We start from the raw sequence: 16,560 nt of genomic DNA on the forward strand, positions 1-16,560 counted from the left end.
ACTTACTTTTTCTGATTATTAATATATTTTCTTATCTGTTCTTCTGTATTTTCTGATACAGTAGCAACGAAATAACTAGGATTCCAAAGATGCCTCCCCATAATACTGGATGTCTATATTTGACATACTATATGCATATCCTCTACTATGAGTAACTTCTACTTTTCATCACCTATCATAAGATTAAAATATTCAATTACTTAAAACAAGTATTTTGAAGGTTTTTTATATTTATTTTTAAATAACCTATATAAGAACCGTAAGTCTTTACTTTTATCATTTTTGAGGTTGTCGTTCACATAAGTTCGCTACTACCTATGAAGTTCTCTTATGAACTTCTTACACTTTCATGCAAGCACAGACTATATCTTATCCTTCGGCATTATCCGTTAAGGTCTACACACTTCCACTACCGATAACTTGTAGTGTACTTCCCTCAAGAGGAATAGTCGTTGAAGTTTCTCCTATTCGGAGTTTACCTGCTGATTGCCCATTTTAAAGTACTTAGGGTTTAACCTTATACCATCTAACCAATTTTTTCTACTTTCGTAACTTTCACACTTAGGTTTATTTCATCCTTATGTTTTAGTTTGGTTAACTTTAGGGGTTTTTAGCAATTCAAGTAGTATTGGATAGGTTCTATCCTATCTCTACATATAGGTTTCCCTATATGCTGACTATTTTAGCTACTAACTCATGACTAAAGTCACGAGTGTGCGTAGCTATTTTTTAATCAACAAAAAAACATACTGCTTAAATAAGTTTGTTATCCTCATAATCTGTTTTAATTAAAATATTTTTTTATTTCTCAATCTATAAAGTATAAATATTTTGAATATGACCCAAAATCTAAGTAAAGTTATAATATTTTATAAGTTGTTCAATATTAAAAACATAAGTAATGTTATAATACTTTATAAGTTATTCAATATTAAAAATATAGGAGGATAAATATGAATTTAAATAGAAATTTAGAAAAATACGCTGAGTTAGCAATAAAAGTTGGAGTTAACATACAGCCAGGTCAAATTCTACTTATAAAGTCACCAATAGAATGTGCTGATTTTGCAAGAAATGCACTTAAAGAAGCATATAAGTGTGGTGCTAAAAATGTATATATAGAGTGGTCTGATGAAGAAAGTACTCTTATTAAATACTTATATGCTCCAGATGAAGCATTTCATGAGTTCCCAAAATGGACAGCAGAACAATATGTAGATATAGCAAAAGAAGGTGGAGCATTTTTATCAGTCTATGCCCAAAACCCTGACTTACTAAAAGATGTTGACCCTGAAAGAGTTGCAAATTTTCAAAAGGCATCTGGAAAAGCTTTAAAAGAATGGCGTTCTTATACTCTAACTGATAAATGTAAATGGAGTATCGTCTCTGTGCCAACAAAAGATTGGGCAAAAAAAGTGTTTCCAAATTTATCAGAAGATAAAGCAATAGAAAAACTGTGGGATGCTATATTTAAATGTTCAAGAGTAGATGGTCAAGACCCTATAAAAGCATGGGAAGAGCATAATGAAAATCTTAAGTCTAAAATGGACTTTCTAAATAAAAATAACTTTAAAACTTTAAAATATAAATCCTCAAAAACTGATTTGACTCTAGACTTACCAAAAGGTCATATCTGGCTAAGTGGAGCATCCAAAGACCCTAATGGAATAAGTTTTAATCCAAATATTCCAACTGAAGAGATTTTTGGAATGCCACATAAGTTTAAAGTAAATGGAACTGTTTATAGTACAAAACCTCTTGTTTATGGTGGAAACATAATCGACAAATTCTTCTTAACCTTTAAAGATGGTAAAATAATAGATTTCTCTGCTGAAAAGGGACTAGATACACTAGAAAAACTTATTGAAACGGATGAAGGCTCTCATTATTTAGGAGAAGTTGCTCTTGTTCCATACAACTCACCAATATCCAATACAGATATAATTTTTTATAATACTCTATACGATGAAAATGCTTCTTGCCACTTTGCAATTGGTTCTGCTTATAAAACTTGTCTAGAGGGTGGAAACAATTTAAAAGATGAAGAATTAGATGAATATGGTGTAAATGACAGTTTAACACATGTAGATTTTATGATTGGTTCTGCTGATATGGATATTATTGGTGAGACTTATGATGGAAAGCAAATACAGATTTTTAAAAATGGTAATTGGGCTTTTTAACATATGATTTTAACTAAAAAGGGCTGATGGAAGTTATACCAGACTTCCCAGCCCTTTTTAATGTTGATGATAAATATTTTTTATATTAATTAATCTCATTATTATAGATTAATTCCTATTGTTTTAAACATAAGTATCTAAAACTTATATTTATATTATATATAAAATATCCTATTTAGTAAAACCTTTATTTTAATTTACATGCTAAAAATTTAACTTTGCTATTTCAACAGCAGACTTTGCATCCTTTGAATAATAATCAGCACCTATTTCTTCAGCATATTCTTCTGTTAAAACTGCACCACCTACAAATACCTTTGCATTTATCTCATTATCTCTCAATGACTTAATTGTATCTTTCATACTTTGAACAGTTGTAGTCATAAGTGCACTTAATCCTACTAATTTTATATTTCTTTTTTTAGCAACTTCTACTACTTCTTCAATAGGGACATCTTTACCTAAATCTACAACCTCATATCCATAATTTTCTAGCATTATTTTTACTATATTTTTTCCAATATCATGGATATCACCTTTTACTGTAGCAACTATTATTTTTCCTTTAGATACATTATTGCTACTTTTACTTAATAAAACTTCCTTTATTGTATTTAATGAAACTTTTACCGTTTCTGCTGATTGAATCAATTGTGGTAAAAATATATCTCCACTATCATATCTTTTTCCTACCTTATCAAGAGCAGGAATTAAAATCTCATCTAATATATAATTTTCATCCTTTTCTTTCAAAAGATTCAATGTTACATTTTTTGCTTCATCTTTTAATCCTCTTTCAACTAAAACATCTAGAGACAAATCTTTGTCAATCTTCGTAGACAAATCCAAATTTTTTGAATTATTTATATTACTATATTGATTTATATAGTTTACACATCCTTTATCTGTGTTATTTAATATTTTAAAAGAATTGATAGCTTCCATCATACTGCATTCATTTGGATTTATAATTGCTAAATCAAGCCCTGCCCCTAAAGCTAATGTTAGAAAAGAAGCGTTAAGTGCTTTTCTATTTGGAAGGCCAAATGAAATATTTGAAACACCTAATATAGTTTTTACTCCTAGTGTCTTTACCATTGTTATAGCCTTTATAGTCTCTATTGCTTCTTCTTGTTGTGCTGAAACAGTTAATGATAAACAATCTATAAATATATCTTTTGGTTTTATCCCATAAGAAACTGCTCTATCAACTATCCTTTTTGCTATTTCAAATCTTTCTTCAGCTTTTTTAGGTATACCTTTTTCATCGAGTGTAAGTCCAACCACACATGAACCATACTTTTTGACTATTGGTAATATGCTTTCTAAAGACTCTTCTTTGCCATTTAAAGAGTTTACTATTGTTCTACCATTATAATATCTAAGACCTTGCTCTAACGCCTCTACATTGGAAGAATCGACTTGTAAAGGTGTATCTACTACTGACTGAATTTCTTTTATTAATTTTGGCATTAATTTTTTTTCATCTATCTCTGGTAAACCAACATTCACTCCCAATATTTGTGCTCCAGCATTTACTTGTTCTAATGCTAAATTTATCGCATAATCTACGTTTTCATTTTTCAATGCTTCTTGTAGAGATTTTCTACCTGTAGGATTCAATCTTTCTCCAATCACTGTAGGCGGTTCTACTTCTACAAATTTTGATGGTGAACAAACCACACATTTGTCAATCTTCTTGATACTTCCTTTAGTAACAGAATTTATATTATCAGATATTTCTTTTATAAAGCTTGGATTCGTACCACAACATCCACCTATTATAGTAGCTCCAACCTCAACGAACTTTTTAACCCCTTCAAAGAATTCTTTTGCATCAACATCATATATAGCCTCTCCATCAACTATATTTGGTAGACCTGCATTTGCTTGAACCATCACAGGTATTGTAGCTCTTGATACTATTTTTTCAACTATTGGTAAAAGCTGTTTTGGTCCTAATGAACAATTTACTCCTATTGCATCTACACCTAATCCTTCTATAGTAGCCACCATACATTCTGGCATACATCCAGTAAAGCTTCTTCCGCCTTCATCAAATGTCATAGTACAGAAAACAGGTAAATCAGAATTTTCTTTAGCTGCTAATACAGCTGCTTTAGCTTCATATAAATCCATCATAGTCTCTATTACTATTACATCAACTCCAGACTTAACACCTTGTAGCACTTGTCTTTTAAATATTTCATATGCCTTATCAAAGCTTAAAGTCCCCATAGGCTCTAGCATTTCTCCTATAGGACCAATATCTAATGCTACATATCTAGGTTTAGTATTATCTACATTTTCTATAGCTTTTCTAGCCACTGAAACAGCACTATCAATCACTTCTTCTACTGTATACTTATATAATTTTAATTCATTACATCCAAAAGTATTTGTAAGAATTACATTTGAACCTGCATCTAAGTATGCTGTATGTATTTCTATAAGTTTGTCTGGATTTTGAAGGCCAAATACTTCTGGATTTTCACCTAACTTTAAACCTTTTTGCTGAAGCATTGTTCCCATTGCACCATCAAATATTAATATATTATTTTTCATATATTGTCTTATTTCCACAAGAATTCGCTCCTTTTCTATATGTACAATTTCTATAGTTTTTACAATTTTCACACGATTTTTCTTTCTTAGATTTATCTATTTTTGTATTAGAAATACCTATTATAGCCACTACCGATTTTCTAGGTATCATAATTCCATTGGAAGTAATTGTTAGACCTATTTGCTTTTGAGCATCTAAAACGTTTAATATATCTATATTTTTCTCTATTGGTAAATCGCCATACCCTGGGCTATATCGCATAGTTATAAATTTATTTTGTTTTAAAAAAATCTTTTCTACATTATCTTGAACAATGTCACACACTTCTTCTATTGCTGTTGTTCCACATGAATCAATTATTAGTCCTTTTGTTAAATCTGAGTAAGAATATCTCTTTATTTCTTTTTCTATATCTATTCCTATAGTAGCTGCCATAATTACACATTCACTACATTTTTTTAAAAGTTCATATATATCTTTACTCTCTAAATTTAAATTTGTCCCCTCTAATTCTACAATATTATCTTTATTTATTTTAATAGGATAAATCCTAGATAGATATCTAGGATTTATTTTATTTTTAGTTATAGCTATACATTCACCAATAGTATCTCTAAGGTCTTTATCTATCTCTTGACCCCTATATTGTAAATATCTTAAAACTTCACTTTGATTTATGTTTATATTTTCTCTGCCAATTAAATTATTCTCCATATATATTTAAAGAAAATCCTTTATCTAAAACATCTTTTGCATATTCTTTTGCTCCAAATAAAGATAAGTCTCTGTAGTTTCCACATTCTATAGCTGTAGCTGCTGGCATTTTATCTGATTCAAGAACTTTTTTTAATGCTTCTTCTAAACCAATCTTAACTGTATTGGCATCCACATCTCCCCATAGTATTAAATAAAAGCCTGTTCTACATCCCATTGGAGATAAGTCTATTACACCATCTAGTGTATCTCTTAAATAAGTAGCTAAAAGATGCTCTAAACCGTGCATAGCAGCAGTTCCAAAACTCTCTACATTGGGCTGTAAAAATCTTAAGTCAAATTTACTTACTTTATCTCCCTTTACTCCATCAAGAACGCTACACTTTCTTACAAAAGGAGCTTTTACTTTTGTGTGGTCTAATTTAAAACTTTCTACTTTTTCCATTATTTAATCCTCCATCATCATTTAAAATTTATTACATTAATTCTAAAAAAAACTCCCCCTATCCATTATTGATAAGAAGAGTATATTATTTCAAATCGTCTCATCGTTGTTAGCAGGACCACCTAATAAAAGGTTGGTATAGGATCACTGAGCTAACTCTCTCCCCTAACTCTTGATAAGTATCTTATTAAACTGACTTAAATTATATATTACTTTTTTATTTTTGTAAATACCTTATTGCCATATTATTTGTACATCTAAAATATGCTTTTATTTTATAACTCATCTGATTGTATTAGTGGTAGTTGTACCTCAAATACAGTTTGATGTTTATCACTTGAAACGGTAATTTCCCCATCATGTAAATTCACAATATTTTTTGTAATTGCAAGACCTAGACCAGACCCTCCAGCATTTCTATTTCTTGATTTTTCAACTCTATAAAATCTATTAAATATATTTGGTAAATCTAATACCGGAATTGGTTCTCCATAATTTATGACTTTTACAACTGCCATATCTCCTTTTTTCTCTGTGACTACATCTACATAAAGTCCATATTTTCCATACTTCATAGCATTAGTCATAAGATTTTCAAATACTCTTACCAATTTATTTGGGTCAGCTTTTACAATTAATTTTTCTTCACTAAAATTAACTCTACTAACCATAAACTCCTGTTTAAAATAAATTTCAAATTGAGATACTATCTGACTTAATAATTCTACTAAATTTACTTCTATTTTATTTAATCTTATCGTATTATTTTGCATTTTAGTCAATTCAAACAAATCATTTATAAGTACATTTAAACTTTTCGATTTTTCATATGCGATATTAACATAATACATCATCTGTACTTCATCTTTATATTTACCTTCTTCTATCAATCCTAAGTAACCCATTATTGATGTCAAAGGTGTTCTTAAATCATGTGACACATTTGTTATTAAATCTGTTTTAGTCTGTTGAGCTTGTCTCTCTTCAATAGTTATGTTTCTAAGTTGATTAATGATACTATTAATTTTACGCGCCAGTTCATCAATATTATCAATTTCTTTATCTTTTAACACATCTAAATCATACTCAATATCTATATTCTTTTGTAAATCACCTTCAGCCATTGAATTTACCGCATCTATAATGATTTCTAACTTCTGATTTTTTTTATTAGTTCTTCTTATAAAATCTACAATTTGCTTATTTCTCTTGTATGATATTAAAAAATAAATTGCTAATGATGAGGTTAGAAATAAAGATGGATAAAATAATCCCTCTCCTATAAGCGTTCTTAAATTTCTTAGATTATATACAAGATAATTAATTGTAGATAAACCAGTATTAAAATATAACACTTTTATTATATAGATACTTGTTAGCATAATTATTAAGGTAATAATACAACTTATAGTGAAATCTATTATAGGGCGAAACATATGATTTAATAAGCTTTTATTTTTCAATTTTATATCCTACTCCCCATACAGTATGAATTATTTTTTCTCCATCTGTATATTTTTCAATTTTATCCCTTATTCTACTCATATGAACCATTACAGTATTATTAGATTGATAATATTTCTCTTTCCATACCTTTTGAAATATTTCTTCTGTACTATATACCCTTCCTTTATTATTTGCCAGTAAGTACAGTATATCAAATTCTCTTGATGTTAAAGTTATTTCCTTTCCAGCTACTGTTACACTATGCTTTTCCTTATCTATCAATACCACTCCAACTTCTATGAGATTTTTATTTTCATTATTAGCACCACTAAAATAATATGCTCTTCTAATCAATGATTTCACTCTCACAGTGAGTTCAAGTGGATTAAATGGTTTTGTTAGATAGTCATCTGCACCAGTCATTATCCCTTGTATTTTGTCCATGTCTTCTGATTTTGCACTCAACATAAGTATTGGTATATTCAAACTTTCTCTAACTCTTCTGCAAACTTCTATCCCATCCATTTTGGGCATCATTATATCCAACACCATTAAATGAATATTTTCCTTTTTTAAAATATCTAGAGCTTCTTCTCCATCTTCAGCTTTAATTACATTATATCCACCATTTAAAAGATATATCTCTATAAGGTCTCTTATTTCCTTTTCATCATCCACAACAAGAATTGTATTATTCACTTTTACACATCCTAACTTAATCTTTGTATATAGTTTTGTTCATACAAAATTATACTATATTTTAGTTAGTGTAATCTATAAATTTATTCATTTCGCAATTTACAATATCACAAAATTTATTTTATATATTTATACTATTTATTTTGTAAATATTCTTCTAAAGTTAGCCCTTTTGAATAAATTTCCTCAGCATCATCCTTACCAACATATCTAATATGCCATGGTTCGTATGCTGTACCTGTTATATCTTCTTTATCTTTAGGATACCTTATTATAAATCCAAACTTATGAGCATTTTCTGCCAACCATATAGCTTCTTTTGTGCTTCCAACAAACCATCTTTCTGGATTTGTTAGGTCGATACACAGCCCAGTTTGATGCTCACTGTAACCAGGCTTTGCTACATATTCATCTGCTTTTTTCTGACCCTGAGATTTTACCCTTCTTGTATAAGTATCTAGCTGAGTATCGTAAGATCTGTATGCTGAAGACCCTAAAAACTGTACTCCTTCTTCATTAGCTTGCTTTACTAAATCTTCAACTGCCTTTGCAGGTTCTCCTGCCATTTGTTTTTCTTCTTCTGTTGCTTCTTCAACAAAAGGTATGTTTACTTTAGTAATATTTTCAGGAGTATAATTTTTGCTAATTCCATTTGTCTTGTTTACCAATAATATATTTGATATACTATTTGAGTGATTTTTATTTTGAGAATTTGACTCAACACCTTGTTCTGAATCATGTTGAGCAATTACTGTTATCTCTTTGTCTTTCTTAAGTAATCTATCTTTAGACATAAATATACTTATAAATACTACTAAAACAATGGCTACTATCAATTTAAATTTTTTCATAATTAAATCTTCTCCTTTTCGTTATGTTTGTCTATAGTGTTGATTTTAGGGTATAGGCCTTAAGTATTTTATAAGTAAATCTTAAATAAATCTTAAATTTAATATTTTAAAAGGATGGTGCTAATAATGTATATACAAAAACTTCTAAGTAAAGCTCGAAAGGCTATACAAGATTTTGATATGATACAAGAAAATGATAAAATTGCAGTTGGACTTTCTGGTGGAAAGGATAGTTTGACTCTACTTCATATACTTAAAAACTATCAAAGATTTTCTCCACAAAAATTTGAATTGATTGCTATAACATTAAATACTGGAGGTATTGATAATTCTCCACTAGATAAATTGTGTAAAGAAATAAATATTCCTTTTTATGAATTTCAAACTGACATAAAAGAAATTGTATTCGATATAAGACAAGAAAAAAATCCTTGTGCATTATGTGCTAATTTAAGAAGGGGTGCTTTGAATGATAATGCTAAAAAACTTGGATGTAATAAAGTAGCTCTTGGGCATCATAAAGATGACGCAATTGAGACATTTTTAATGTCTATGTTTTATGAGGGTAGAGTAAATTGTTTTTCCCCAAAGACATATCTAGATAGGCAGGATTTAACTGTTATAAGACCTATGATTTACATAGAAGAGTATATGACTAAGAAAATTTCAAAAGATTCTAACTATCCTATTATAACAAATCCATGCCCTGCAAATGGTCATACTAGAAGAGAGTACATAAAAAATCTTATTGCTAATTTAAATAAAGAGATGCCTGATTTTAAAAGAAATGTATTTGGTGCTCTAAATAATTCTGAGAAATTGTTTATATGGGATAAAGAGAAGATAAAAAATTTTAAATAAGAATTAAAGTTTTAAAGGAAAAAAGCAAGATTTTGACACTCTCTCCATAGATAAATCTAGGGGGTTCTTGGTGGCTAACTCACTTATTTGTACTTAAACAGTACAACATAGATGGTTACAAAACCAAGCTACTTGGACGGTATCTTCGCCACTACTATCTCAAAGTTATTCGACCATACTCCATTTGAGATATTTTCTGTCTATTTACCCCTATTTAATTTTTTCTTTTTCTTAGTATTCTTTTCAATACCCCTTATATCTCCAAGAGCTATTTTATAGACCTTTTGTTCTACACAAAAATCTATAAATTTTCTAGTTGTTTGATGATACAAATTTATTAATTGATTATATGTTTTACTTTTTATCTTATTTTTTAACCTCCACAACTTCTTTGATTGCCTATTACCTTTTTTACATCTACTTAATCTTTTAGATATATAAGCATACATCTTATTTCTAAACCGCTTGATACTTCTATATCTAAATAGATTTTATTAATAACTTATATAATATTTCGAAAACTTATTAAAAACCGAGCAATTCCACCCCATAGCTAAAGCAAGGGGTTATCTTGCTCACTTATTGTATTTTTATTTCTTATATGTTATTGTCTTTAATCTATATTTTAATAGTTATTAATAGTATTTATTTTGTCTAATACATTAATTATAACTTAAATATTTTATATATTAGTTTAATCTATTAATTCAATCTATTTTTACAGTATATATATCCGTATCTTCTAACAAACAAAATAATATTTCCTAAATATTTTATGTTAGATTATAATATTAAATTCTATTATCTCTGGTATATTAAAAAATCTAAATGGTAACTTTGTACTTCCAAGACCTGAACTCACATATAAATTATTTCCATTTATATCATAAAACCCTTTAGTGTATTTCCTCCCATATGGAGGAGTAACTAACGCTCCCTTAATAGGTAGTCTTATTTGACCACCATGACTATGACCAGATAAAACTAAATTCATTACATCTTCACTAAGCATGTCTACTAAATCAGGTTCATGTGCTAACAATAAATTAAAATCCTTATTATCTATTTGACTCTCCAGATATTTTATATTAGGATTTCCATTTAATATTTCATCAACACCTAATATATTAATATATTTATCATCTTCTAATTTTATTTTTTTATTTTCATTTATCAAAAGATTAAAGTTGGAATTTTTCATAATCTGCCTATAATACCTAGGAAGTTTATACATATAATCATGATTGCCGAATACTGAAAATTTTCCCAACCTAGCATCCATACTTAATAAAATAGTTGTAATTTCATCTATATCTGGGTTTTTATTGGAGTAATCAATTAAATCACCAGTAAATACTATTATATCTGGATTTAAAGTGTTAATCTTATTAGCTACTCTTTTGAGGTTCTTAGTTGAGTAAAAACTACCTATTTGAGTATCTGAAATTTGAACTACTTTTATACTTTCAGATTTACTCCCTATTGTATCGCTTTTTATCAATGTTCCATTTTCACTTATATTATATTTTTTCACAATTAATAGACTCGGTTCTATCGCAACTGAGTATATAAAAATGAAAATAAATATCAAAATAAAAAATTTTAAAAAATACTTAATTTTTGAGTTCAAAATATCTACCTACTTATTTATTTTCTTAAATTATTTGCATTACATGCTCAACTTTATTCATTTTTCTGTCATACATTTTTGGCTTATTTGCTGAAAACCATTTATATGTTGCTGTAAGACCTTCTTTTAATAACACGTTTGGTATATAAAGCCCATGATCAATAAGCTTATTTATATCAAGATTAAAGTCTATATTTCTAAATGGGAAATATGTTCTTTCTCTAAACTCAACTTTTTCTATATCTACATACTTTATTATAGGTTCTTTGCCAATAATTTCTCCACATGTATATATAAGGTCATCCCAAGAAATTAATTGTGGATTTGTTACATTATAGGCTTCTCTTACATGAGGGTTTTTCATTATACTTTCTAATACCTTTACCAAATCTCCAATGTATATAAACTGATTACTCACTTGTTTTCCTTTTGGTACTGGTATCTTTTCATTTTTTTCTATTTTTTCAAAGAAATAATACTCTCTATATAAATTATTATTTTCACCATATATGTAAGTTGGTCTAATAATTATATATGGTATAGAGCTATTTATAACAAAATCTTCTGCTTCTTTCTTATTTAAACCATATTTTCCCCAGTTTTCATTTTCACCTTTCTCATTTTCTTCTTTTATATTTCTTCCGCTCTCTTTATACACTGCTCCTGCTGACAATACAATATACTTTTTTAAGCTATCTATGCTTATAAAATCAATAAGATTGCTTATATCTTCTTTTGTATATGCTGTCATATCATATATGTAATCATACTTTCTCCCCGTGATAATGTTTTCCATATCTTTGCGAACTTTTCTATCACAAATTAGATGTTCTTTAAAACCCTTATAATCTATTTCCTTTTTACCATTTGTAAGTATATCAATTTGATACCCACATTTAATTAAACGCTTAGCAAGTGCAGAACCTATGAAGTCGCTTCCACCCATAATTAAAATAGATTTCATTTCAAGTGCATCCTCCTCTTTTTTAAATGACTTCCTTAATTATAATATCATATTTTTAAATATGCTACACCATTTTGTATTATTTTTGTCTATAAAAGATATTTATAGCAAAATATCTTTTATAGACTCTACACTTTCGACAATATAAGTAGGTTCACTTTCACTAATCTCTTCAAAAGAGCCATATCCATACAACACTCCGATAGAGTCTATACCTATTTTCTTAGCTCCAATTATGTCATACTTTCTATCTCCAACCATAATAACTTTATCTTTATCTTTTATATTACATAAATCTAGTACATATTGTATAACTTCATTTTTATTCACTCTTGTTCCATCAAGATTACTACCGGCTATATATTTGAAATATCTATCTATATTAAAATATCTAAGTATAGTTTCTGCGAAAACTGTTGGCTTAGAAGTTGCTACTAATAGTATTTTATCATTTTTATAGAGCATATCTAATATCTCTTTTATATTTTCATAAATTTTATTTTCAAATATCCCTTTATCAGCAAAATATTCTCTATACTTTTCAACAGCTTCTGTAGCTTTTTTATCCTCAAATTTATAATACTCCTTAAAAGTATCATGTAATGGTGGTCCTATAAATTGTTCTAAGTTGTCCAAATCTTCTTCTATGCCAAAACTATTTAAAGAATACTGTATAGACTTTGTTATCCCTTCTTTAGGGTCTGTAAGTGTTCCATCTAAATCAAACAATACTATTTCATAATTTTTCTTCATATTTCAATCCTCCATATTTATAAAAAGTAATATCTTATATTTTAACTTTATCTATTTAAAAAAGCTATAGTAATAGAAGTTTCTAATACTATAGCTTAAGTGCCAATTAAATCTTATATATTTATTTTTAAAATAAATTTAAATAGTTCTATTTAACTGTTATAGCTGAAACTGGACATCCTTCTTCTGCTTCTTTACATAAATCTTGTAAATCTGTTGGTATTTCTCCTTCAATTGCTACTGAATGCCCCTCATCGCTCATACTAAAAACGTCTGGACATGTTCCTATACATGCTCCACAAGCTACACATACATCCTTATCAACAAATGCTTTCATACTAGAATACCTCCCCTAAAATTATCATTTTTTAATTCTTGTTTCCTTAGATATTTATCCAATATATTCCAATTTAAACATATATTTATTATTTTATCACTATTATTCAATTTATTATACTACCTTCATATTCGTGTCTATAAACTTCACTACTTTTCATCCATGATTTTACAGTATATTGTAAACTTAACTTTTTCTTCAAAGTTAGTTCGTTATCATTATAGTCTTTTATAATGTCATTACTATCCTTCATTGTGAATATCGTAAAATCACCTTCTCCACCAACCTTTATTCTGCCTTTACTTCCATGTAAATTGAAAATTTTTGTTGGATATTCAGTTACTTTTTCTATACATTTTTCAAAAGGTATACCAAGTTCCATAATTTTATTTATAACATTTAAAAGAGAATAACTTATGTCTTTCATATTTTTTATATGCATATCAGTACTTATTAAATCCGGCTCCAATCCTTGCTTTACGGCTTTTTTAAAAATTTCAAAATCAAATTGGTCTAATCCATGACAAACATCAAACAATACTCCTCGATTCTTTGCATTTATTACTGACTTTCTTAATATGCCAAATTCATTAAATATTCCATGTGTACTATTTCCATATACAGGTGTAACCACATCTCCTTTTCCCAAAATATTCATTACTTCATCTATATATGATGGATACTCACCTATATATACCACTAATGGTAAATTTAATTTTTTTGCAACTTCCTTTGATTTTTTTATTATATCTACACCATTTTCATTAGATTGAAATTTACTTGCTTTTACTTTTATGCCCTTTATCTTTTCCATATTTTTTTCTACAACAGACTCAACATTATTAAAATTTATAACATCTAAAGAAGTCGATTCATTCAATATATTTAGTCCCTCATTTGTTACATTTAAAAAGGAATACACTTCAGTTTTACACTTATCCATATACTTCTTCTTAAAATCATAGTAATTTAAAGGACCAGCTGTCCCTGCATCAAATATAACCGTTGAACCTTTTTCGATTCCAATTGAATCAGAATCCATACCTGTAGGTAATTTTCTCTTATAACAATGGGTGTGAACATCTATAAAACCAGGAGCAATATACATGTTATCAGCATTTATTATTTCAAACTCTTTATTTGTAAGTAATCTTTCTTTTCTTATTTTTTCTTTAAGATTCAGTCCAATATCATATATTTTCCCATGTAAAACTAAAATATCTCTTTTTTCAAATTTGATATCCTCTGTTGGAGATATTATTGTCCCATTTCTTATAAGTAAATTTTTCATTTATTCCACATCCTAATTACAGTATAATTTCTCTAATAGTTTTTCTTACATAAAGAAAATAAGTCTAAAAATAAAAATATTTTAGACTTATTCACTATATTATACTATATTCATTATATTAAATTAAATAAAAACTTTAATTTACTTTAAGAAGCAATTAAGAATTTGTTGCTCAGCTTCTTCCTCAGTAAGTCCTAATGTCATCATCTTTAGTATTTGGTCTCCTGCAATCTTTCCAATTGCTGCCTCATGTACTAAAAGAGCATCTGGATGGTTTGCAACAATTTCAGGTATCGCACTAATTTGAGAATTTCCCATAATTATTGAGTCACATTGAACATGTGCAGAACAAAGTGAATCCCCTATAACAGAAGGATTAAACTTTTGCTTAGAATTATCTTGCCCAACTGTACGAGAAACTATTTGAGCAGAAGAATTTTCTCCTCCAGAAAGAGAGTTATCCACTTCACGATTTAAATAGTCCTTTGAGCATAATCCAACATCTGTAAGGTATTGACAACATACATCAGTAGACAATGGTTTTCCATGAGCAAGTGTAAGTAGATTTTCAACTATCATACCTTTTATTCTTGGTGGTTGTTGAAATGCATTGTTAGACTCAACATTAAAGGAAAAATTTTTTATCTCAAGCATAATACCCCTCTTTTCTGTAAAATATTACATTAATATTTTATTCTTTTACTATATCAATACTTTTTATATGTCAGCAACTCTGAGGATATAAAATGTGTATTAAATAATAAAATGAACTTATTAAAAATAAAAAAGATGAGTTTTATGCCAACTCATCTTAAAAATTTAGTATTATCAAACTATATGTATTAAAAATTAACCTTCTATATATTCTAGTATTATTTTTTGATTATCTTTTAACATAATCTCTTCCTTTTTAGATTCTATTCCATTCTTTTTTATCTTTACCTCAGCTACAAAAGCATCATTACCTTCAACCATTTCTAATAGTTCATAAGCTTTTTTACGACCTATTTTAGTTGCTATATCTTTTAGTACTGCCATTTTCTTAAACATTTTATCACCTCTACTCAAAATTTACAATTAATTTTTAATTATACACCCCTAGCCTTAGACTAGTTTATAATAATTATTGTCTCTAATTATATCAGATATTGAGTAAATTTAACACTTTGTAAAATTATTTATCTTCTCTTACTAAATAATCATTTCCATCTTGGTCTTTAAAAGAAAACATTCTTCCATAAGGCATTTCCATTAGTTCCCCAACTTCAACCTTGTTATTCGCCATTTGTTCATAAGTTCCATTAATATCCCTTGTACTTAAAATTATTGATGGATGAGATAAGTCTATCTCTTTATTTTGATTCATCATTAGATTTTTATCGTACAATACAAATGTTGTAAATTCATTTTTACTTGGTGCTATTTCCACCCATTTCATATTTGGACCTATTTCTTTTTCATAAGTTACCACAAAGTTCAAATTTTCTGTCCAAAACAATTTTGCATCCTCTTGATTATTTACATAGAGAGTTATTTTTCCTATTTTATTTATCATAACAATACCCACCTTTATTATTAAATAAATACTTAATATTTTTTATATTTAATAATATACCCATATATATTATTTTCTATAGATATATATCTCTAATATTTATCGCCAAATTATGTAATTATACACAAATTCTACACAATATATAATTTATAGTATCTATATTATTATAGACCTTATTTATGTAATTTAATCACTTTATATATTACATTTATAATTATGATAATATCTACATAAAAAATCACTCCTAAATAAAGTTTTCTATCTA

15 protein-coding genes and 4 pseudogenes are annotated in these 16,560 nt (G+C 27.9%); 2 read left to right on the forward strand and 17 right to left on the reverse strand.

Annotated elements, in window-relative coordinates; all coding sequences use genetic code 11:
* Nucleotides 1-2: 2 nt before the first annotated feature.
* Nucleotides 3-92 (reverse strand): annotated as a pseudogene (locus JJC02_17500) (transposase).
* Nucleotides 93-953: 861 nt separating this feature from the next.
* On the opposite strand from JJC02_17500, the gene JJC02_17505 reads away from it, so the two are divergent.
* The gene (locus JJC02_17505; protein UDN54630.1) at nt 954-2,183 is read left to right on the forward strand and encodes an aminopeptidase; all 1,230 of its coding nucleotides are present in this window, start codon (nt 954-956) and stop codon (nt 2,181-2,183) included.
* 204 nt (nt 2,184-2,387) lie between these two features.
* Here the strand turns inward: JJC02_17505 and JJC02_17510 are convergent, their stop codons facing one another.
* The 6 genes from JJC02_17510 to JJC02_17535 all read right to left on the reverse strand — a co-directional run bounded on the left by JJC02_17510 (nt 2,388) and on the right by JJC02_17535 (nt 8,904).
* Nucleotides 2,388-4,766 (reverse strand): homocysteine S-methyltransferase family protein, encoded by a 2,379-nt coding sequence (locus JJC02_17510; protein UDN54631.1) that lies wholly within the window; start codon nt 4,764-4,766, stop codon nt 2,388-2,390.
* Nucleotides 4,738-5,463, reverse strand: a complete 726-nt coding sequence (locus JJC02_17515; GenBank protein ID UDN54632.1) for a Vitamin B12 dependent methionine synthase, activation domain protein — start codon at nt 5,461-5,463, stop codon at nt 4,738-4,740. Before JJC02_17515 ends, JJC02_17510 begins: the two co-directional genes overlap by 29 nt.
* Nucleotides 5,453-5,908, reverse strand: coding sequence for an S-ribosylhomocysteine lyase (locus JJC02_17520; protein UDN54633.1), 456 nt, complete (start codon nt 5,906-5,908; stop codon nt 5,453-5,455). Before JJC02_17520 ends, JJC02_17515 begins: the two co-directional genes overlap by 11 nt.
* A 275-nt stretch (nt 5,909-6,183) precedes the next feature.
* Complete coding sequence (locus tag JJC02_17525) at nt 6,184-7,371, reverse strand: GHKL domain-containing protein (GenBank protein ID UDN54634.1); 1,188 nt, start codon at nt 7,369-7,371, stop codon at nt 6,184-6,186.
* A complete protein-coding gene (locus JJC02_17530; protein ID UDN54635.1) occupies nt 7,361-8,053 on the reverse strand; it encodes a response regulator transcription factor in 693 nt (230 codons plus the stop codon). Before JJC02_17530 ends, JJC02_17525 begins: the two co-directional genes overlap by 11 nt.
* A 134-nt stretch (nt 8,054-8,187) precedes the next feature.
* Nucleotides 8,188-8,904 (reverse strand): M15 family metallopeptidase, encoded by a 717-nt coding sequence (locus JJC02_17535; protein UDN54636.1) that lies wholly within the window; start codon nt 8,902-8,904, stop codon nt 8,188-8,190.
* A 126-nt stretch (nt 8,905-9,030) separates the two neighbouring features.
* Here JJC02_17535 and JJC02_17540 point away from each other — a divergent pair, with 126 nt between their 5' ends.
* Nucleotides 9,031-9,765 (forward strand): tRNA 2-thiocytidine(32) synthetase TtcA, encoded by a 735-nt coding sequence (locus JJC02_17540; GenBank protein UDN54637.1) that lies wholly within the window; start codon nt 9,031-9,033, stop codon nt 9,763-9,765.
* Nucleotides 9,766-9,931: 166 nt separating this feature from the next.
* Here JJC02_17540 and JJC02_17545 read toward each other — a convergent pair.
* The 10 genes and pseudogenes from JJC02_17545 to JJC02_17590 form a co-directional block, all read right to left on the reverse strand.
* Nucleotides 9,932-10,241, reverse strand: a pseudogene (locus JJC02_17545) (transposase).
* A 302-nt stretch (nt 10,242-10,543) separates the two neighbouring features.
* Nucleotides 10,544-11,395, reverse strand: coding sequence for a metallophosphoesterase (locus tag JJC02_17550; protein UDN54638.1), 852 nt, complete (start codon nt 11,393-11,395; stop codon nt 10,544-10,546).
* 25 nt (nt 11,396-11,420) lie between these two features.
* Nucleotides 11,421-12,359, reverse strand: coding sequence for an SDR family oxidoreductase (locus JJC02_17555; protein UDN54639.1), 939 nt, complete (start codon nt 12,357-12,359; stop codon nt 11,421-11,423).
* 102 nt (nt 12,360-12,461) lie between these two features.
* Nucleotides 12,462-13,112, reverse strand: coding sequence for an HAD family hydrolase (locus JJC02_17560; GenBank protein UDN54640.1), 651 nt, complete (start codon nt 13,110-13,112; stop codon nt 12,462-12,464).
* Between the two features lie 148 nt (nt 13,113-13,260).
* Entirely contained in the window at nt 13,261-13,449 is a 189-nt protein-coding gene (locus JJC02_17565; protein ID UDN54641.1) for a ferredoxin, read from the reverse strand.
* Nucleotides 13,450-13,555: 106 nt separating this feature from the next.
* Complete coding sequence (locus JJC02_17570) at nt 13,556-14,740, reverse strand: amidohydrolase family protein (protein ID UDN54642.1); 1,185 nt, start codon at nt 14,738-14,740, stop codon at nt 13,556-13,558.
* 141 nt (nt 14,741-14,881) lie between these two features.
* Nucleotides 14,882-15,184: pseudogene (locus tag JJC02_17575) on the reverse strand (SufD family Fe-S cluster assembly protein).
* A pseudogene (locus JJC02_17580) lies at nt 15,179-15,394 on the reverse strand (ABC transporter ATP-binding protein). Before JJC02_17580 ends, JJC02_17575 begins: the two co-directional pseudogenes overlap by 6 nt.
* A 195-nt stretch (nt 15,395-15,589) precedes the next feature.
* Complete coding sequence (locus JJC02_17585; GenBank protein ID UDN54643.1) at nt 15,590-15,790, reverse strand: hypothetical protein; 201 nt, start codon at nt 15,788-15,790, stop codon at nt 15,590-15,592.
* A gap of 124 nt (nt 15,791-15,914) precedes the next feature.
* Nucleotides 15,915-16,295, reverse strand: a complete 381-nt coding sequence (locus JJC02_17590; protein ID UDN54644.1) for a VOC family protein — start codon at nt 16,293-16,295, stop codon at nt 15,915-15,917.
* Nucleotides 16,296-16,560 lie beyond the last annotated feature (265 nt).

The organism is Clostridioides sp. ES-S-0054-01 (assembly GCA_021561035.1).
GTDB lineage: Bacteria > Bacillota > Clostridia > Peptostreptococcales > Peptostreptococcaceae > Clostridioides.

Coding starts and splice junctions, on each gene's coding strand:
- JJC02_17560 (UDN54640.1), bottom strand. CDS start 13,112: ATGAAGAAAAATTATGAAATAGTATTGTTTGATTTAGATGGAACACTT.
- JJC02_17585 (UDN54643.1), bottom strand. CDS start 15,790: ATGTTTAAGAAAATGGCAGTACTAAAAGATATAGCAACTAAAATAGGT.
- JJC02_17590 (UDN54644.1), bottom strand. CDS start 16,295: ATGATAAATAAAATAGGAAAAATAACTCTCTATGTAAATAATCAAGAG.
- JJC02_17535 (UDN54636.1), bottom strand. CDS start 8,904: ATGAAAAAATTTAAATTGATAGTAGCCATTGTTTTAGTAGTATTTATA.
- JJC02_17565 (UDN54641.1), bottom strand. CDS start 13,449: ATGAAAGCATTTGTTGATAAGGATGTATGTGTAGCTTGTGGAGCATGT.
- JJC02_17520 (UDN54633.1), bottom strand. CDS start 5,908: ATGGAAAAAGTAGAAAGTTTTAAATTAGACCACACAAAAGTAAAAGCT.
- JJC02_17555 (UDN54639.1), bottom strand. CDS start 12,359: ATGAAATCTATTTTAATTATGGGTGGAAGCGACTTCATAGGTTCTGCA.
- JJC02_17570 (UDN54642.1), bottom strand. CDS start 14,740: ATGAAAAATTTACTTATAAGAAATGGGACAATAATATCTCCAACAGAG.
- JJC02_17505 (UDN54630.1), top strand. CDS start 954: ATGAATTTAAATAGAAATTTAGAAAAATACGCTGAGTTAGCAATAAAA.
- JJC02_17540 (UDN54637.1), top strand. CDS start 9,031: ATGTATATACAAAAACTTCTAAGTAAAGCTCGAAAGGCTATACAAGAT.
- JJC02_17515 (UDN54632.1), bottom strand. CDS start 5,463: ATGGAGAATAATTTAATTGGCAGAGAAAATATAAACATAAATCAAAGT.